General features: G+C 75.9%; 17 protein-coding genes. 8 read left to right on the forward strand and 9 right to left on the reverse strand.

Annotated features, from left to right (window positions below):
- The first annotated feature begins 44 nt into the window (after positions 1 to 44).
- Positions 45 to 434: a tetratricopeptide repeat protein gene (locus tag ABZ924_RS01270; protein ID WP_361902079.1), complete on the forward strand. Its 390-nt coding sequence runs from the start codon at positions 45 to 47 to the stop codon at positions 432 to 434.
- A gap of 144 nt (positions 435 to 578) precedes the next feature.
- Here ABZ924_RS01270 and ABZ924_RS01275 read toward each other — a convergent pair whose 3' ends face one another.
- Positions 579 to 836 carry a DUF6343 family protein gene (locus ABZ924_RS01275; RefSeq protein ID WP_361902082.1) on the reverse strand — a complete coding sequence of 86 codons (258 nt, stop codon included), beginning with the start codon at positions 834 to 836 and terminating at the stop codon, positions 579 to 581.
- A 178-nt stretch (positions 837 to 1014) separates the two neighbouring features.
- Between ABZ924_RS01275 and ABZ924_RS01280 the strand changes: the two genes are divergently transcribed.
- Both ABZ924_RS01280 and ABZ924_RS01285 read left to right on the forward strand, forming a co-directional pair.
- The gene (locus ABZ924_RS01280; protein WP_361902383.1) at positions 1015 to 3915 is read left to right on the forward strand and encodes a DEAD/DEAH box helicase; all 2901 of its coding nucleotides are present in this window, start codon (positions 1015 to 1017) and stop codon (positions 3913 to 3915) included.
- Positions 3912 to 5126 carry an SWIM zinc finger family protein gene (locus tag ABZ924_RS01285; protein WP_361902084.1) on the forward strand — a complete coding sequence of 405 codons (1215 nt, stop codon included), beginning with the start codon at positions 3912 to 3914 and terminating at the stop codon, positions 5124 to 5126. Before ABZ924_RS01280 ends, ABZ924_RS01285 begins: the two co-directional genes overlap by 4 nt.
- Here ABZ924_RS01285 and ABZ924_RS01290 read toward each other — a convergent pair.
- A complete protein-coding gene (locus ABZ924_RS01290) occupies positions 5107 to 5655 on the reverse strand; it encodes a hypothetical protein (protein ID WP_361902087.1) in 549 nt (182 codons plus the stop codon). The genes ABZ924_RS01285 and ABZ924_RS01290 overlap by 20 nt on opposite strands.
- Before the next feature lie 127 nt (positions 5656 to 5782).
- On the opposite strand from ABZ924_RS01290, the gene ABZ924_RS01295 reads away from it, so the two are divergent.
- Entirely contained in the window at positions 5783 to 6472 is a 690-nt protein-coding gene (locus tag ABZ924_RS01295; RefSeq protein WP_361902090.1) for a chaplin, read from the forward strand.
- A gap of 49 nt (positions 6473 to 6521) precedes the next feature.
- Here ABZ924_RS01295 and ABZ924_RS01300 read toward each other — a convergent pair whose 3' ends face one another.
- Positions 6522 to 7274 (reverse strand): DUF2293 domain-containing protein, encoded by a 753-nt coding sequence (locus ABZ924_RS01300; RefSeq protein WP_361902093.1) that lies wholly within the window; start codon positions 7272 to 7274, stop codon positions 6522 to 6524.
- Between the two features lie 151 nt (positions 7275 to 7425).
- Here ABZ924_RS01300 and ABZ924_RS01305 point away from each other — a divergent pair, with 151 nt between their 5' ends.
- Positions 7426 to 7827 (forward strand): cupin domain-containing protein, encoded by a 402-nt coding sequence (locus ABZ924_RS01305; RefSeq protein WP_361902095.1) that lies wholly within the window; start codon positions 7426 to 7428, stop codon positions 7825 to 7827.
- Here ABZ924_RS01305 and ABZ924_RS01310 read toward each other — a convergent pair.
- The gene (locus tag ABZ924_RS01310; protein WP_361902098.1) at positions 7791 to 9236 is read right to left on the reverse strand and encodes a WGR domain-containing protein; all 1446 of its coding nucleotides are present in this window, start codon (positions 9234 to 9236) and stop codon (positions 7791 to 7793) included. The two genes, ABZ924_RS01305 and ABZ924_RS01310, sit on opposite strands and share 37 nt — an antisense overlap.
- A 92-nt stretch (positions 9237 to 9328) precedes the next feature.
- Here ABZ924_RS01310 and ABZ924_RS01315 point away from each other — a divergent pair, with 92 nt between their 5' ends.
- Entirely contained in the window at positions 9329 to 9973 is a 645-nt protein-coding gene (locus tag ABZ924_RS01315; protein WP_361902100.1) for a uridine kinase, read from the forward strand.
- Between the two features lie 169 nt (positions 9974 to 10142).
- Positions 10143 to 10757: a hypothetical protein gene (locus ABZ924_RS01320; protein WP_361902103.1), complete on the forward strand. Its 615-nt coding sequence runs from the start codon at positions 10143 to 10145 to the stop codon at positions 10755 to 10757.
- A 67-nt stretch (positions 10758 to 10824) separates the two neighbouring features.
- Here ABZ924_RS01320 and ABZ924_RS01325 read toward each other — a convergent pair whose 3' ends face one another.
- Positions 10825 to 11736 (reverse strand): PfkB family carbohydrate kinase, encoded by a 912-nt coding sequence (locus ABZ924_RS01325; RefSeq protein WP_361902106.1) that lies wholly within the window; start codon positions 11734 to 11736, stop codon positions 10825 to 10827.
- Entirely contained in the window at positions 11733 to 12680 is a 948-nt protein-coding gene (locus tag ABZ924_RS01330; protein ID WP_361902109.1) for a pseudouridine-5'-phosphate glycosidase, read from the reverse strand. Before ABZ924_RS01330 ends, ABZ924_RS01325 begins: the two co-directional genes overlap by 4 nt.
- A 204-nt stretch (positions 12681 to 12884) precedes the next feature.
- Here ABZ924_RS01330 and ABZ924_RS01335 point away from each other — a divergent pair, with 204 nt between their 5' ends.
- Positions 12885 to 13271, forward strand: coding sequence for a cupin domain-containing protein (locus tag ABZ924_RS01335; protein ID WP_361902112.1), 387 nt, complete (start codon positions 12885 to 12887; stop codon positions 13269 to 13271).
- On the opposite strand, the gene ABZ924_RS01340 is transcribed toward ABZ924_RS01335, so the two are convergent.
- The 3 genes from ABZ924_RS01340 to ABZ924_RS01350 all read right to left on the reverse strand — a co-directional run bounded on the left by ABZ924_RS01340 (position 13261) and on the right by ABZ924_RS01350 (position 16629).
- Complete coding sequence (locus ABZ924_RS01340) at positions 13261 to 14553, reverse strand: MFS transporter (protein WP_361902386.1); 1293 nt, start codon at positions 14551 to 14553, stop codon at positions 13261 to 13263. The genes ABZ924_RS01335 and ABZ924_RS01340 overlap by 11 nt on opposite strands.
- 537 nt (positions 14554 to 15090) lie before the next feature.
- Positions 15091 to 15654 carry a methylated-DNA--[protein]-cysteine S-methyltransferase gene (locus ABZ924_RS01345; protein WP_361902115.1) on the reverse strand — a complete coding sequence of 188 codons (564 nt, stop codon included), beginning with the start codon at positions 15652 to 15654 and terminating at the stop codon, positions 15091 to 15093.
- A gap of 54 nt (positions 15655 to 15708) precedes the next feature.
- On the reverse strand, positions 15709 to 16629 hold the full coding sequence (locus tag ABZ924_RS01350; RefSeq protein WP_361902118.1) for a glycerophosphodiester phosphodiesterase family protein: 921 nt from the start codon (positions 16627 to 16629) through the stop codon (positions 15709 to 15711).
- Positions 16630 to 16692: the final 63 nt, after the last annotated feature.

Genomic DNA, 16692 nt, shown 5'->3' on the forward strand with positions numbered 1-16692 from the left:
GGGCCGGTGCGTTGAAAAGCGCCGGGAAAGGGAAGGAGCAGACCGTGTCCGACACCACGCCGCAGGCCTCGTCCTCCGGTGCGTCCCCGGCGACGCACGTCATCGACTTCCGTGCCGCAGAGCAGCTGCTGGCCGCGCGCGACCCCCACGGCGCACTCAAGCTGCTCGACTCGGTCATAGCCGCCCACCCCGAGAGCATGTCGGCCCGGCTGCTGCGCGCCCGGGCGTTCTTCGCCTCCGCCCAACTGCGCTCGGCGGCCGAGGAGTTCGAGCACATCCTCGAGCGGGAGCCGGACAACGCCTTCGCACACTTCGCGCTGGCCCGCACCCACGAGCGCGCCGGCCGGCCCGACCGGGCGCGCCGGCACTTCCGGCTCGCCGCGGCGCTCGATCCGCAGCCGGACTACGTCGCGGCCGCGCGCTTCGACGCGTAGGGCCGCTCCGGTGCGCGGGGCTGCTTCTTCGGTACCCGGGGTCGCGTCGGCGCCCGGCCCCGCGTCGGCGCCCGGCCTCGCTTCGGCGCCCGGCCCCGCTTCGGCGCCCGGCCCCGCTTCGGGGCGCGGGATCGCCCGGGGCGGTCAGCGGTGGGGCGGCTCGTACGGGGGGATGTCCGGGCCGGGCTGGTAGTGCGGGCCCTGGTGGATGTGGTGGAGCACCACGGCCAGGTCCACGGTCGCGATCACCGCGATCGCCCCGCAGGCCGCGGCCCACCCGGGGTGGTCCGTCAGGGAGAACAGCGCCGTGCCCAGGGCCGCCCACAGCAGCCCCCACAGACTCAGCCAGAACCGAAGCCGCAGCGCACTGCGGGCGGTCACCGGCTCGTTCCCGGAACGCATGGCCTCATCGCCTCACCGTGTCCAGCCCCTTCCTCCATGGTCCCACCGGCGGCCCGAAGCCCCGAATGCCCAGCTCAGCGTCGATGTCAGTGGCCGCGCCTAGACTCGGCGGAGGGACGCGAGGTCCCTGAGGAAGCCGGTGAGAGGCAGCGAAGGGGGCACGGTGACAGCACAGCCGTTGCAGCCGCCGCAGCACGCCCTCCCGCAGCACGCCCTGCTGCGGCATCCCGCCGTCTTCCTGCCCGACCCCGTCCCGCGCCGGGGCCGCATCGCCTTCTGGTCCGCGGAGCCCGAGCCCCTGCCCGAGGTGCCGGGCGGGACCGTGACGCGGATCGACGTGGTGCGCCCGTACGGCAGCGCGGGGCGCACCCGGACCGTCCCGGCCGTGACCTTGCCCGTCGGTGACGCCCTGGCGCTGCTCGCCCGCGCCCCGCACGGCGCCGCCGCGCATCCGGCCACCCGCGCCTGGGGCACCGCCGCCCTGCACGCGCTGGCCCTCGTCGCGCGCGGCCGCCTGCTGCCCGGGCTCACCGCCGAGGACGTCGACGCCTGGCGCGCCGGCCCCCTCGACCCCGACGACATCGTCCACCTGCGGGCCGTCGCCGCCGCCCTGCCGTACGAGGGGTACGCCACGCCGCTGCCCGGCCGGCGGCCGCTCCAGCTGCCCGAACCGGAGGCGCTGGTGCGGGCGTTCCTCGACGCCGTCGCCGACTGCCTGCCCCGTACGCCGGCCGCGCCCGTCGCCGCCGGGCTGCCGTTCGCCGCGCAAGAGCCGCAGCGGGTGCCGCAGATGCGCGACTGGGCCGCGCAGGTGGCATCCGGCGCCGATTCCGGCGTCGGGATCTCGCTGCGGCTGGACCTGTCCTCGTTCCGGCTCTTCGACGCGGACGGGGCCGACGGCAGGCCCGAGGACGGGGCCGAGAACGGGGCCGAGGACGGGGCCGGCGCCCCGGAGGAAGGGGTGGAGCTGCGGCGGGCCGGTGCCGCCGTCGTCCAGGTGCACAGCCTGGCCGATCCGACGCTGCTCACCGACGCCGCGCCGCTGTGGGCCGGCGCCGCCCCCGCCGGCTTCGGGCCGCGCGCCCGCATCGACGCCGTACTGGCCCTGCGCCGGGCCGCCCGTGTCTGGCCGCCGCTGCTGCGCCTGCTGGACCGGCCGGTCCCCGACGTCCTCGCCCTGTCCGACCCCGAGCTCGAAGACCTGCTGGGCACGGCCGCGCCCCGGCTGGCCGCCGCCGGGGTCCCCGTGCACTGGCCGCGCGAACTCGCCCGCAGCCTGTCCGCGACCGCCGTCGTCCGGTCCACCGCGCCGGGCTCGGCCACCGACGGCACCGCCTTCTTCGACGCCGACCACCTCTTCGCGTTCTCCTGGGAGCTCGCGCTCGGCGGCGACCGGCTGACCCCGGGCGAGATGGACGCGCTCGCCCTCGCCCACCGGCCCATCGTGCGGCTGCGCGACCAGTGGGTCCGCGTCGACCCCGAGTTGGTGCGCAAGGCCCGCAAGCGGGACCTGGGCCTGCTGGACCCGGTGGACGCGCTGGCCACCGTACTGACGGGCGCCGCAGAGATCGACGGAGAGCAGGTGGAGGCGGTCCCGGTCGGGGCGCTGGCCGCGCTGCGGGAGCGGCTGACCGGCGAGCTCGCCCCGCTGCCGCCGCCCGCCGCCCTCAAGGCCACCCTGCGCGACTACCAGGCCCGCGGCCTGGCCTGGCTGGACCTGATGACCTCGCTCGGCCTCGGCGGCTGCCTCGCCGACGACATGGGGCTGGGCAAGACCGTCACCCTGATCGCGCTCCACCTGCACCGCGACCGGCCCGAGCCGACGCTCGTCGTGTGCCCGGCCTCGCTGCTGGGCAACTGGCAGCGGGAGATCGAGAAGTTCGCGCCCGGCGTCCCGGTGCGCCGCTTCCACGGCGCCGACCGCAGCCTCGAGGGCCTCGCCGGGGGATTCGTGCTCACCACGTACGGGACGATGCGCGCCAGCGCCGCCCGGCTCGCCGCGCAGCCCTGGGGCATGGTCGTCGCCGACGAGGCGCAGCACGTCAAGAACCCCCACTCGGCGACCGCGAAGGCGCTGCGCACCATCCCGGCGCCGGCCCGGGTGGCGCTGACCGGCACCCCGGTGGAGAACAACCTCTCCGAGCTGTGGGCGCTGCTCGACTGGACCACGCCCGGACTGCTGGGCCCGCTGACCACCTTCCGGGCCCGCCACGCCCGCCCGGTGGAGCACCAGCAGGAGGAGGACGGGGGCAACGAGGCGGCGGTCGCCCGACTGGCGGCGCTCGTACGGCCGTTCCTGCTGCGGCGCAGGAAGTCCGACCCGGGCATCGCCCCGGAACTCCCCCCGAAGACGGAGACCGACCATCCGGTGGCCCTCACCCGCGAGCAGGCGTCGCTGTACCAGGCCGCGGTGGACGAGGCGATGGCCGTGATCGAGGGCAGCGAGGGCATCGCGCGGCGCGGGATGATCATGAAGCTGCTGGCGTCGCTGAAGCAGATATGCAACCACCCCGCGCAGTACCTGAAGGAGGAGCAGCCCCGGATCCCGCACCGCTCGGGCAAGCTCGCCCTGCTGGACGAGCTGCTGGACACGATCCTGGCGGAGGGCGGCTCTGTGCTGGTGTTCACCCAGTACGTGACGATGGCCCGGATCATCGAGCGGCACCTGTCGGCGCGGGGCATCTCGCACCAGTTCCTGCACGGCGGGACCCCGGTCGCGCGCCGCGAGGAGCTGGTGGACCGCTTCCAGTCCGGCGAGGTCCCGGTCTTCCTGCTGTCGCTGAAGGCCGCCGGGACCGGGCTGAACCTGACCCGGGCCGGGCATGTGATCCACTTCGACCGGTGGTGGAACCCGGCCGTGGAGGAGCAGGCCACCGACCGTGCGTACCGCATCGGCCAGGACCAGCCCGTCCAGGTCCACCGGATCATCGCCGAGGGCACCGTGGAGGACCGGATCGCCGAGCTGCTGGAGGCCAAGCGGGCGCTGGCCGAGGCCGTCCTCGGGTCGGGCGAGGCGGCGCTGACCGAGCTGACCGACCGCGAGCTCGCCGACCTCGTCTCCCTGCGGAGGCCCGCATGATCACCGCGCGGGACGACCGGCGCCGCACCTTCGAGACCGTGCCCGCCGGCGCGGAGGCCGCCAGCTGGTGGGGCCGGGCCTGGGTGTCGGCCCTGGAGGCCGCCGCCCGCGATGCGGCCCGGCTGGCGCGGGGGCGGGCGTACGCCGCCGAGGGGCACGTCGACGCGGTCACCGTCACCCCCGGCCGGCTCGTGGCCTACGTCCGGGGCAGCCGAGCCCGCCCGTACCGCACCGAACTGCTGCTGGCGCCCTTCGGCGACGCCGAGTGGGCCGAGCTGCTGGAGACCGTGGCCGGCGACCCGGCGGCGCTGGCCGCGCTGCTGGAGCGGGAGGTCCCGCAGGCGCTGGCCGGGACGGTCCTGCCCGGCCCGGGCGAGCTCGTCCCGCGCTGCTCCTGCCCCGATGTGGCCCGCCCGCCGTGCAAGCACGCCGCCGCCCTCTGCTACCGGGCGGCCCGCCTCCTCGACGAGGACCCGTTCCTGCTGCTGCTCCTGCGCGGCCGCGGCGAGCGGGAGCTCCTCGACGAGCTGACCCGCCGCAACGCCGCCCACGCCGCCCGGGAGCAGCCCGCAGCGCAGTCGACGCTCCCCGGAGTCCCGGCGCGCGCCGCGCTCGCCCGGCGCGTGCTGCCGCCGCTGCCCGCGCCGCTCCCGCCGCCCGCGGCCCCCGGGTTGCCGCCCGCCTGCCCGGCCGACCCCGGCGATCCGGGCGCCCCGGACCCGCTCGCCCTGGACCAGCTCGCCACCGATGCGGCGGCGCGCGCCTTCGCCCTGCTCACCACCGGCGAGGACGCCGTCGGCGGGCTCACCCTGTGGCAGGACGCCGTCCGGCTGGCCTCCGCGCACCACACGGCGGGCCTCACCGGCGCCGCCCGCGCGCTGTTCCGGGACCTGGCCCGGGCCACCGGCCGCACCACCACCGACCTGGCCCGGGCCGCGGCGGCCTGGCGGCAGGGCGGTTCGGCCGCGCTCGCCGCGCTGGAGGAGCCCTGGGACCCGCCGGCCGGGCCCTTCGACCGGGCCCGCCCCGCGCTGCTCGCCGCCGACCTCGGGCCCTTCCGCCCCGAGCGCAACCGGCTCACGGCGCGCACCCGGCAGCTCCGGCTCGGCCGTGACGGCCTCTGGTACGCCTACGAGTCCCGCCCGGACACCGAGGACTGGTGGCCCACCGGCACCCCGTCCCCGGACCCGGTCACCGCCCTGCGGGGCTGACGCCGGCCGCCCAGGCGTCCAGCGCGGCGAAGTCGCGGGCGCGCAGGCCGTGGCGGGGGTGGATGCGCAGCAGCAGGGCCGGCGCCGGGTGGTGGGCCTCGACCCAGGCCCGGTCGCGCGGGTTGATCATGTCGTCGACCCATGCGAAGGGGCGGCCCGCGGCCCAGTCGAGCAGCGTTCGGGTCTTCCAGGACAGCCCGTCGGGATCGCGGGCGAAGAGTTCCGGCCACTCGATGACGGGGAGGTCACCGGGGAGTCCGATGTGCGGGGCGATCAGGGTGTTGGCCTCGTGCATCCAGGTGGTGGCCCAGGCCAGCTCGAAGGGCAGCGCGCGGAGCCGGGCGCCGTGGGAGGGGTGCAGGAGGACCCGCACGCCCCGCCGCGCCGTGCGGGAACCGGGGGTGCGGTAGGACATCCAGACCGTGGGGTGCATCCGGTGGCTGGTGTATCCGCGCAGCCCGGCGAGGCGGGAGCGGAAGGGGTTGAGGGGGCCGTCCACGTCGAGGAGGAGCAGCGGGCGATCGGTCATGGAGGAGGCCCTACCCAGTACACGATGGAGTGAAATGCCTATCTGCTCTATAACCCGAATGGGCTTAACGCGTTGGTTCCGGTGCGGGTGCAGCACCCGTGAACTCCTCCGGAAAGCAGGGAAACTGATGCGTCACAGTCGCCGGAACGGCTTGATCGCGGCGGTGGTTGCGGGCGGTGGCCTCGCGGTCGCGGGTGTGGGCGGGTTCGCGTACGCCGATGCGGAAGCGGGCGGCACGGCCGAGCGGTCGCCGGGCCTGCTGTCCGGGAACCTGGTGCAGCTGCCGGTGCACGCGCCGGTGAACGTGTGCGGCAACACGGTGAGCGTCGCCGGGCTGCTCAACCCGGCCGCCGGGAACCGCTGTACGAACGAGGCGGGCGGGAGCGGCGCACCATCCGGGACGTCGTCGTCCCAGCCCGCCACACCGGGGTCGGCCCACGGGGGCGGTGCCCACGCGGGAGGAAGCGGAAAGGATTCGCCGGGGGTGCTGTCCGGCAACGGCATCCAGCTCCCGGTCGACCTCCCGGTCAACATCAGCGGCAACGCGGTGAGCGTCGTCGGGGTCGGCAACGGCGCCTCCGGCAACACCTCGGTCAACGGCGAGACCCCCGGCACCGCCAAGCCGCCGCAGCAGCCGGTCCGGCCCCCGGCCACCCAGCCCCCGGCCACCCAGCGCCCGGTGACCCCGCCCGCCCCGCAGCAGCCCGGTCCCGCCCTCGCCCACACCGGCGCCGAGGGCCTCGGCTACCTGCTGCCCGGCAGCGGCGCCCTCCTCCTCGGCGGTGTCCTCCTCTACCGCCGCTTCCGCACCCAGTAGCCGCGCCACGGGGCAGTGGCGCCGGCCCGGCACGCCCAACCCGCCCCGCTCAGGCCGCCGCTGCGGCTCCCGTCTCCGGCCCGCGCCCGTGTCCCCGCCCGGGCTCGGATTCCGGCTCGGGGCCGGGCCCGGGCTCCGGGTCCGCGGGCGGCGGGGGCAGGCGCCAGGCGTCGAGGATGGCGTCGATGCGGGGCGCCAGGCGGGCCCGGGCCGCGAACCGCGGGACGCCCGACATCAGCAGCGCGTCGTACTCGGTGTCGGTGTGCCGTACCGCCGCCCGGACCGCCACCGAGACCGCTGCCTCGTCCAGCGCCCGGCCGGCCGCCGTGCGCCCCACCCGGCCGCTGCCGCGGACCGAGGCGTGCGCGGCGATGGCCCGGGCCCGCTCCGGCGGGCAGCCGGGGAAGAGCCTGCGTATCTCCGCGGCGAAGGCCGCCGTGAACCGGACGTCCTGCGCCGTGCGGCGCAGGCGGTCCCGCTCCCGCCGGCGCGCCCGCGCCTCGGCGTCCGCGAGACAGGCCCGCTCCGCCCGCGCCAGGGCGGGCTCCTCCACCAGGAGGCCCTGGCGCTCGTAGCGGCGGCGGCGCCGGTTGAAGCGGACGACGACCGCGGACAGCGAACTGGCCTCGCGCGCCCGCCGGGTGAGGGCCGCGTCCCCGCGCGGCAGGTAGACCAGATGCCCCAGGTCTGCGCAGTCCAGGCAGCGCGGAACCCCGGCCTCGCGCACCAGGTGCCGCAGCGGGCCCCGACGGCACCGGGCGCAGTGGATCTGCTTCACCGACTCGAAGACGACCAGGCTCATGACGTGGTGATACCGCTGTCCGGCCCCTTTATCACCTTTCCGGCGCCGGCGCCTGACGTTCCGCCAACTCTCCCTCGATGTCCGGATGTCCTCCTACCGTGACTGCGGGGGCTGCGGTATGGCCGTGGCGCCCGTGACGAAGGGGGAAGACATGGGTGGACGGCAGGCCGTGACGGCGACGGCGCATCCTCCGATACCCGCGCCGGCCGATGCCGCCGCACACCTCGCGGGCCGCGAGGTGGTCATCGAGCCCGGCGGCAGCACCGGCTGGCACTACCACCGCGTCCCGCTCATCGCCCTGGTCAAGTCCGGGACGCTGACCCGCATCCTGCACGACCGCACGGTGGTCGTGCACCCGCCCGGCAGCAGCTTCGTCGAACCCGCAGGCCTGCACCACGTCCACCTCGGCCGCAACCTCGGCACCGTCCCCGTCGTGCTCTACGTGACCAGCACGCTCGCCGAAGGCGAACCGTTCTCCCTGCCCGCCGGCCCTCCGCCCCCCGGACCCCGGCCCGCTCAGACCAGGCGGCGTATCTCCCCGCGCACCCGGTAGAACCCGCCGGACGCCGCATGCAGCCCGTCCACCACGTACCGGGCGCCCGGCTCCCGGATCCCCCGCGGGAACTGCACGTTCCACGAGGGCTCGAAGCCGCCCGAGACCACCTGCACCCGCAGCCGGCCTCCCTGCTGCACGCACTCCACGACCACGCCGTCCGCCGGGGCCGCGGCCACCGAGACGCTCGCCACCGCCGCTGCCGACGCCGCCGGCCGGGCCACCGGCAGGGCCGCCGCGGACTTCACGTCCACCGCGACCGGCACCGTGCCCTGCTGGGCCGCGGCGATCGCCGCCTCGCTCGCGTCCACGCACACCAGCGAGCCGTCCGTGGTCACCAGGTACAGCCGCTCGTCCAGATACTGCATCGACAAGGCGGAACCGCTGCCCGTGCCGAGCTTCCACAGCCGGGTCCCGTCCGCGGCGAAGCAGTACACCGACGAGGAGGAGTCGCCGGCGAAGACGTGCTGCCCGTCCGGCGAGGTCGCGCACGCGTACACCGCCGCATCGCAGCGGTACGTGGCCTCGATCGCGCCGGTCCCCTTCGCCAGCCGCTGCACCGCGTTGCGCCCCGTGCCGGCGAAGACCGCATCGGCCTCCTGCCAGCCGAACAGCACCCCGCCGCTGGTCGCGGTGTGCCACAACTCCCCGCTGCCGTCCGGGGCGTACGCCGTCACCCCGTGCGTGTGGCCGTGGTAGACCGCGTCCTCGTCCGCCCGTACCATCCACGCGTTCGAGCCGGCGGACCTGCGCGACCACTGGAACTCGTCCTCGTGGTCGATGACCGTCAGACCCCCGCGCGCATCCGACACGTTGAGCACGCCCTCCCGGATGTCCAGCCAGAAGATGTCCACGTCCTCTGCGATGTCGTACGCCTTGAACGGGACCTTCGCCGACAGGTCGTACACGGCGCCGTCGTCACAGCCCGCATAGATCCAGAACTCGTCCGCGACCAGGCACTTCACCCCGTCCGGCAGCGAGTACCGGGCCAGCACCTCGCCGCCGTGGCTCAACGTGTACACATCGCCCGCCTGGTTGCCGACCCAGGCGCGCTCCTCGTCCACATGGATCCCGAACGCCGCAGCGCCCGTGCGGAACCGCCACAGCACCGGGGCCACCGCGCGCGCCGTCGACGGCGCGGACGCCACCTGCCGGCGCGTCACCGGCCGCGCCGCGCGCTGCCCCTGCACCGCCGGCGCGTACCCCTTGCGGACCTTCTCGCCGATCTTCTTGGCGGCGGCCGCCCGCGCCTTCTCGGCGCTCGCGAAGGACGAGCTCTGCACCTGGCCGCCCGCGCCGATGCGCCCGTACCGCACGGTCACGGCCGTGCCGTCCACGGTCACCTCGTAGAACTTGTGCGCCCCGCCGCCGTCCTGCGACAGCTCCAGATACGTCGTCTCGCGAGCCATGACAGACCCCTCCCCAAGGCCGGGCCCGACGGCTCTCTCCCGCCGGTGATCCCTCGTGAAAAACGCTACGGGCGACCACTGACAATGGGCCCGTGCACCTCGAAGCGATCACCTGGCAGCGGATGGCCGAGCGGCTCGCAGGCCATCTGGACGACCACAGGCCCGACCCCGCGGAGCCGGCCTGGCAGCGCGTCGGCATCGACGGCGCGCCGGCCGCCGACACCGGCACGCTCGCCGGACTGCTCGCCGACGCCCTGCGGCTGAACGGGCGCACCGCGCTGGTCGTCCCGACCGACGGGTTCCTGCGCCCGGCCTCCCTGCGCTACGAGTTCGGCCGCCAGGACGTGGAGAGCTACCTCGGCGGCTGGTACGACACGGCCGCCCTGTGGCGGGAGGTGTTCGGCCCGACCGACCCCGGCGGCACCGGCCGCGTCCTGCCCGACCTGTGGGACCCGGTGACCGACCGGGCCACCCGCAGCCCGTACACCGAACTCCCGCCGGGCGCCGTCGTGATCGTCCACGGCCCGCTGCTGCTGGGCCGCTGGTTCCCCTTCGACCTCAGCGTCCACATCCGGCTCTCTGCCGGAGCGCTGCGGCGCCGCACGGAGGAGTCCGCCCGCTGGACCCTGCCCGCCTTCGCCCGCTACGAGGCCGAGACCGACCCCGCGGGGCTCGCCGACGCCGTCGTCAGGGCCGACGACCCGCGCCATCCCGCCTGGACGGGTCTCGCCGGCTGACCTCGCGCGCCCCGGTCCGGGCACGGACGTCAGGAATCCGCAACGAAGCGGTCCCGGCCGGGTGCCGATCGGGATCCGGCCATCGCCCCGGCCCGGGACCGGACCCTACGGTGCTGTCACGCTTCGACGGCGGCCACCCGGTGGCGCCCCGGCAGAGGGAGAGACGGCGATGGGAAGACGGTCGAGGGGGACGGCGCTCGCCGCGCTGGCCCTGGGCGGGGCCCTGACCCTGGCAGCCTGCAACGGGGACACCGGCGGGGGAGCCGCCGGCCCGGCCCCCGGCACCACCCCGGCCACGTCTCCCGCCGCGTCCGCGGCCCCGCCCGGCGGTCCGCTGCCCCCGGCGCCCGCGAAGGCCACGCCGAAGCCGACCGCTTCCACCACCGCCACCCCCGCCGGAAAGCCGAAGCCGCCGGCCCCCGCCCCCACGTGCAACCACAAGATGCCGATCTCGCCGGACGAGATCGCCGTCTACCGCTACACCCCCGAGGGCGGCGCCCACAGCCTGATCGTCAGGCACGGCAACTGGGGCTGCCCCGGACCGGGCGGGGCCGCCCCCTTCGTGACGGTCGGCGAGGAGACCTTCATCTCCGTCAACGAGGACGCCAAGATCAGCGCCCTCACCCCGATCGTCGCCGGCACGGTGAGCAAGCCGATCACCATCAACGAGCTCAGCGAATGGCTGATCGCCCACCCGAACAAGGGCCTGGTGTTCCACTACAACGTGGACCACCACGGCTGGATCGAGACCCTCGGCCAGGAGGAGTACACCCCCGCCCCGTAGCTCCGCAGCCTCCGGATCCGCGACGGCCGTACGCCGCTCCCGTCGGACGCGCTCCCGTCGTACGCCGCTACGGCCGCCCGCCCAGCCGGGTGACGGCCAGCGCCGCCGCCCGGCAGCCCGCGCGGGCCGCCTCCTGCGGGTCGGCGCCCGTGAGCCGGGCCGCCAGGAAACCGCCGGTGAAGGCGTCCCCCGCGCCCGTGGAGTCCACCGCCCGCACCGGCTCCGCGGCGACCTCGGCGGTGACCCGGCCGCCCTGCGCGACCAGCGCCCCGGCCGGGCCCCGGGTGACCACCACCAGCGGCACCCGCTCGCTCAGCACCGCCGCCGCGCGGGCCGCCCCGGCCGGCTCCGGCAGGCCGGCCAGCAGCCGGGCCTCGTCCTCGTTGGGCAGCAGGACGCAGGCCCCCGCCGCGGCGTCGAGGAAGCGCCGCGTGCCGAGGGTGAGCAGGAACCCCGCCGAGGCCGGGTCCACGCTGACCGGCACCCCGCGGGCCCGGGCGGCCGCCAGCGCGACCTGGGCCAGCTCCCGGCTGCTGTCGGCGAAGAACAGGTAGCCGGACAGGTGCAGATGGGCGACCCCGTCCAGCAGCTCGGGCGCCCAGTCGTCGGGCGAGAGCCGCAGGGCGGCGCCGCTGTCGGTCAGGAAGGTCCGCTCGGCGTCCTTGCCGACCAGCGCGACCACCGTCCCGGTCGGCTCCACCGGGTCGACCAGCAGCCGCGGCCGCACTCCCGCGTCCAGGAGCGCCTGCTCGTGCCACTGCGCCGACTCGGTGCCCACCCGGGCCAGCAGCCGTACGTCCGCCGCCCCGGTGCGGGCCGCCCAGCAGGCCACGTTGGCCCCGGCACCCCCGGGCAGGGTCCGGATGCGGGCGGCCGTGTCGGTCGCCGGTGCCAGCGGCTCCGGATGCACCGCCACGACATCGGTGACCACGTCCCCGATGACCAGCAGCGCCCCGGGCCCCGCCCCCGCCGCGGTCACGCCCGCTCCGCCCAGGCCCCCGCGATCCGGGCCCCCAGCACGACGTTGCCGCGCACCGCCGCGAGGTTGGCCTCCAGCGAGGCCCCGGCCGTCGCCCGTACCAGGAAGGACAGCAGGTACGGCGTCACCGCCTGCCCCGTGATCCCCTGCCGCCGGCACTCCTCCAGGGCCTCGGCCAGGACCCGGTCGTGCAGCGCCGGATCCAACTGCTCCGCCTCGTCGACCGGGTTGGCGACCAGCAGCGCCGACTCCGGCCCGTCCAGGGTGTCCTGGGCCGCCATCACGGCCGCGACCTCCTGCGGCCGGTGCACCGTCCAGTCCACCGGCTCGCCCGAACTGGCCAGGTAGAACCCGGGGAAACGTTCCGTTCCGTACCCGAGCACCGTCACCCCCAGCGTCTCCAGCCGCTGCAGTGTGGCCGGCACGTCCAGGATCGACTTCACCCCCGCGCACACCACCGTGATCCGCGTCCGGGCCAGCAGCGACAGGTCCGCCGACTCGTCCTGGGTCTGCGCGAACTCCCGGTGTACGCCGCCCAGCCCGCCCGTGGCGAAGACCCGCAGCCCGGCCCGGGCGGCCAGGAACGCCGTCGCCGAGACCGTCGTCGCGCCGCTCGCGCCGGCCGCGAAGGCGGGCGCCAGATCGCGGTGGCCCAGCTTGCGCACGCCCTCACCGCCGGCGATCCGCTCCAGCTGCTCCTTGTCCAGGCCGGCGTGCGCGACGCCGTCGATCACCGCGATCGTCGCCGGGACGGCCCCTTCCTCGCGGACCAGCCCTTCCAGTTCGGCGGCCACCGCCAGGTTGCGCGGGCGCGGCAGGCCGTGCGTGATGATCGTGGACTCCAGTGCGACGACGGGCCGCCCGTGTTCGAGGGCCTCGCGGACCTCCTCGGACAGGACGACGGGCCCGTCGGACGGGGATGCGGAAGTGGTGTGCTGTGGCATGTCCCCATCCATGGCACAGCAGGTGCGCCCCGAAACGCGCTCCCCGCAGGCCCGTCCGAACACCACCGCATACGGGCGCCCCGTACGCACCCCCTGGCCGAAACCCGCGGTCGGCCCGCTGGACAGGATGCCTCCTGCAGGGCGGCGAACCTGGACGCTGTGGCCACCCCGGCGCGCGTCCCGGCCGCACTACGCTGGCGCCCCATGAGCACCAGTGATCACTCCGCCGCAGCGGCGGCTCCCGCCTCCTTCGCCGTCTCCGTCCCGGACCTCCCGGACGCCGCCCTCGAGCCGGAGGACCTCGACCCCGGGCAGATCGTCTCCGGAGCGCCCGTCGTGACCGGCAAGGTGCTGTGGGAGTCCCCGGACGGCAAGCAGATCCGCGGCATCTGGCAGATCACCCCCGGCGTCGTCACGGACGTCGAGGCGAACGAGCTGTTCGTGGTGGTCAGCGGCCGCGCCACCATCGAGGTCGAGGGCGGCGCGACCCTGGAGGTCGGCCCCGGCTCCGCCTGCGTGCTCCGGGAGGGCGACAGGACCACCTGGACCGTGCACGAGACGCTGCGCAAGGCCTACCACATCAGCTGCTGACCGCCGGGTGTCGGCGCGAGGTGAACAGCGCGAGCGCCGCCAGCGGCAGCAGCAGGGCCGCGCCGATCGCGTTCAGCCAGCCGTAGCCGGCCTGCGACATGACCAGGCCGGCGGCCGCGCCGCCCAGACCCGCGCAGGTGTTCATCGTGAGGTCGCTCAGCCCCTGCACGGCGGCGCGCGCCCCCGAGGGCACCGAGTCGGTCAGCAGCGCCGAGCCGGAGACCATGCCGGCCGACCAGCCGAGGCCGAGCAGGAACAGCCCCAGCGCGCTCTGGCCGTGGTCCGGCCCCGCAGTGCCGGCGAGCAGCGCGGCCAGCGACAGCAGGCCGGCCGCGAGACCGATCACGGACAGCCGGCCGAGCCGGTCCGCGAGCCAGCCCATGACGGGCGAGAAGGCGAACATGCCGGCGATGTGCCCGCTGATCACCAGGCCGATCAGCTGCAGCCCGGCGCCGTGGTGGCCGAGGTCGACCGGGGTCATCACCATGATCGAAACCATGGTGGTGTGCGACACGGCGACGGTGGCCAGCGCGAGGCGGGCGCGCGGGGACGCCTTGACGGCCGCGACCCCGGCGCGCAGCGAGTGGCCGCCCTGGCCCTGCTCGGCGGGCGAGGCCAGCGCCCGGGCCGTCAGCAGCGGGTCCGGCCGCAGCAGGACGCCGATCAGGGTGCCGGTGAGGACGAAGACGGCGCCGGCCCACACGAAGGGGCCCGCCGTCTCGGGAACGGAGGTCCCGGCGAAGCTGCGGCTGGCCGGGGCCGAAAGGTTGGGGCCGAGCACCGCGCCCAGGGTGGACGCCCACACCACCACGGAGATGGCCCGGGCCCGGTGGTCCGGGGCGGCCAGGTCGGCGGCCGCGAACCGGGCCTGCAGGTTGGCGGAGGAGGCGGCTCCGAAGGCCGCCATGCCGAGCATCAGCAGCGGGAAGCTCTTGATCGCGGCGGCCAGCACCACCAAGGCCGCGCCGGCGGCACCGATCCCGTACGCGAGGACCAGCCCGGGGCGGCGGCCCCGGCGGGTCATCAGCGCAGCGAGCGGCAGCGAGACGAGGGCGGTGCCGACCACGGCGGCGGTGGAGGCGAAGCCGGACAGGGCCTCGGTGCCGCTGACCTCCGTCGCGAGGGCGGGGGCCAGGGCGATGCTGATGGGGACGCCGAGGCCGCCCAGCATCTGGGAGGCGATCAGGACGGAGGAGGTGCGGCGGCGCAGCCGGGGCAGTTCCGCGGGGTCGATGGTCGCCGTGCCGGTGCCGGTGCCGGTGCCGGTGCCGGTGCCGGGTATCGCGGTCACGCGGGACATCCCTGGTGCGGCTGGGGCGCGGGGTGGGCGGGGGCAGGGCCTGCTGCGGCGGAAGTAGTCACCGCAGCAGTGTCCCAGCCCTTACCGCCCGGCGGAACCGGCGAAGCGGCCCGACCGCCGCCGCTGCCGCTGCGCGGAGCCGCTTCCCCACCCCGCCCCTTCCCGAAACCGGGTCCTGCGGCCCCGGCCCCTGCTCCGCCTCAAACGCCGGCGCGGCTCAAAGATCGGGGCTCCGCCCCGGACCCCGCGCCTCAAACGCCGGCGAGGCTGGATTTCCCGCCGGGCGGGGCTGGATGGTGCCGGCGGCAATTCCAGCCCGCGCGGCGTTTGAGCGCACCGGGCGCGGAGCGCCCGGGTCTTTCAGCCCCGCCGGCGTTTGAGGCGAACGGGGGTCTGGGGCGGAGCCCCGGTTTCGGGAAGGGGCGGGGAGGGGACTGGCTCCGCGCAGCGGGAGCGGGAGGGGGCCGCCGGGTCCGGGCTACCCCGCGGGGCCCGGCCGGGGCCGAGGGGCGCGGCCGGTCAGAACAAGGGCTGCGGGAGGACGCCCTCCAGGGCCAGGAGGGTGCGCTTGGTCTCGACGCCGCCGCCGAAGCCGCCGATGCCCCCGTCGTTCTCCACCACCCGGTGGCACGGCACGACGAGGGGAAGCGGATTCGACCCCATCGCATGCCCGACGGCCTGGGCCGCCCCCGGCTGCCCGACGCGGGCGGCCAGCTCCCCGTACCCGACGACGGCCCCGTACGGCACCGACCGCTCCAGCTCCTGCAGGACCCTGCGGTTGAAGCCGGAGCTGAACCGCCAGTCCAGCGGCAGCTCGAAGCGCCGCAGCGTGCCCGCGAAGTAGGCGCCGAGCTGCCGCACCGGCTCGGCGAGCAGCACCTCCTCGCCGGGCGGCGGCCGCCACGCATCGGCGCCGAGCCGCTCGACCAGCCGGCGGGCCATCTCCTCGGCCCGGTCCGGGCCGGCGTGGAACCCGACCCGGACCAGCCCTGCCCCGGTGGCGGCCAGCAGCAGCGGGCCGATGTCGCTGGCGACGACGCTCCACTCCAGGTGCGGCCCGGCCGGCAGATCGGTGGTGTCCATCCCCCCACCGTACGGGCCGCCACCGACACCCCGGCCGGGCCCACCCCGACCCGCTCACCCCACCCGGTCCGCGAACGCCCCGATCCCGAGCACCGCCCGCTGCACCACGTCGGGGGCGTTGGTGATGATGCCGTCCACGCCCATCCCCTGGACCTTCCGGGCGGTCACCGCGTCGTCGACGATCCAGGTGTCGACCTCCATCGCCCTGCCGTGGGCCCCCTGCAGCCCGTGCACGGCCGTGACCCAGTCCGTGGAGATGGTGGTGTGCCAGGGGTTGATGCGGTCGGTGAACGCGGCGTACTTCGGCAGGTCCGCCACCGCCGGGGTGCCCAGGAAGGCCGTCACGAGGTCCGGCCGCAGGCCGTGCACGATGCGGACGGAGTCGGTGCTGAAGCTCTGCACGACCAGGCGGCGCCGCACGTGGTCCTCGTCGAGCCAGCCCGCCCCGTCCAGCACGCCCAGGGTCTGCTCCTCGATCCCCGGGTAGAGCTCCGGCTTCTTGATCTCCAGCAGCAGCCGCTGCCGGTTGCGCTGCACCCGGTCGAGGTACTCCCGCAGGGTCGGCACCCGGGCGCCCGCGTAGGAGTCGTCGAACCAGCTGCCCGCGTCCAGCGTGGCGATCTCCGCCGCGGTGAAGTCCTTCACCTTCCACGGCTTGCGGTCCGGGAAGCGCTGCTCGACGTCGGTGGTGCGGGCCAGGGTGTCGTCGTGGATCACGACCAGCTCGCCGTCCCTGGTGCGCTGGACGTCGTTCTCGACCCAGTCGAAGCCGAGCCGCATCGCCAGGTCGATCGAGGCCAGGGTGTTCTCCGGGGCGTACGCCGAGGCTCCCCGGTGGGCGTACACGACGGGGCCCGGCAGCCCCGGCACGGCGGGGGCGCCGGGGTCGGCAGCGGCGGCCGGGGCCGTCCCGCCGAACGCGGTGAGGGTGACCAGGAAGGCGGCGGCGGCCGCTGCGGCGGGTCGGACGTACATGTGCGTTCTCCTCGGGTCGTGACCCTGGTCCTGCGACAAGCGGGCGCAGAACGGCAGACGTTG

It is taken from the genome of Streptomyces sp. NPDC046876 (assembly GCF_040645035.1).
Lineage (GTDB): Bacteria > Actinomycetota > Actinomycetes > Streptomycetales > Streptomycetaceae > Streptomyces.

Bases quoted from the DNA above. Each gene is read 5' to 3' on its own strand.
- ABZ924_RS01290 (WP_361902087.1), bottom strand. From the start codon at position 5,655: ATGACCGATCGCCCGCTGCTCCTCCTCGACGTGGACGGCCCCCTCAAC.
- ABZ924_RS01350 (WP_361902118.1), bottom strand. From the start codon at position 16,629: ATGTACGTCCGACCCGCCGCAGCGGCCGCCGCCGCCTTCCTGGTCACC.
- ABZ924_RS01330 (WP_361902109.1), bottom strand. From the start codon at position 12,680: ATGCCACAGCACACCACTTCCGCATCCCCGTCCGACGGGCCCGTCGTC.
- ABZ924_RS01300 (WP_361902093.1), bottom strand. From the start codon at position 7,274: ATGAGCCTGGTCGTCTTCGAGTCGGTGAAGCAGATCCACTGCGCCCGG.
- ABZ924_RS01345 (WP_361902115.1), bottom strand. From the start codon at position 15,654: ATGGACACCACCGATCTGCCGGCCGGGCCGCACCTGGAGTGGAGCGTC.
- ABZ924_RS01305 (WP_361902095.1), top strand. From the start codon at position 7,426: ATGGGTGGACGGCAGGCCGTGACGGCGACGGCGCATCCTCCGATACCC.
- ABZ924_RS01310 (WP_361902098.1), bottom strand. From the start codon at position 9,236: ATGGCTCGCGAGACGACGTATCTGGAGCTGTCGCAGGACGGCGGCGGG.
- ABZ924_RS01335 (WP_361902112.1), top strand. From the start codon at position 12,885: ATGAGCACCAGTGATCACTCCGCCGCAGCGGCGGCTCCCGCCTCCTTC.
- ABZ924_RS01320 (WP_361902103.1), top strand. From the start codon at position 10,143: ATGGGAAGACGGTCGAGGGGGACGGCGCTCGCCGCGCTGGCCCTGGGC.
- ABZ924_RS01285 (WP_361902084.1), top strand. From the start codon at position 3,912: ATGATCACCGCGCGGGACGACCGGCGCCGCACCTTCGAGACCGTGCCC.
- ABZ924_RS01295 (WP_361902090.1), top strand. From the start codon at position 5,783: ATGCGTCACAGTCGCCGGAACGGCTTGATCGCGGCGGTGGTTGCGGGC.
- ABZ924_RS01275 (WP_361902082.1), bottom strand. From the start codon at position 836: ATGCGTTCCGGGAACGAGCCGGTGACCGCCCGCAGTGCGCTGCGGCTT.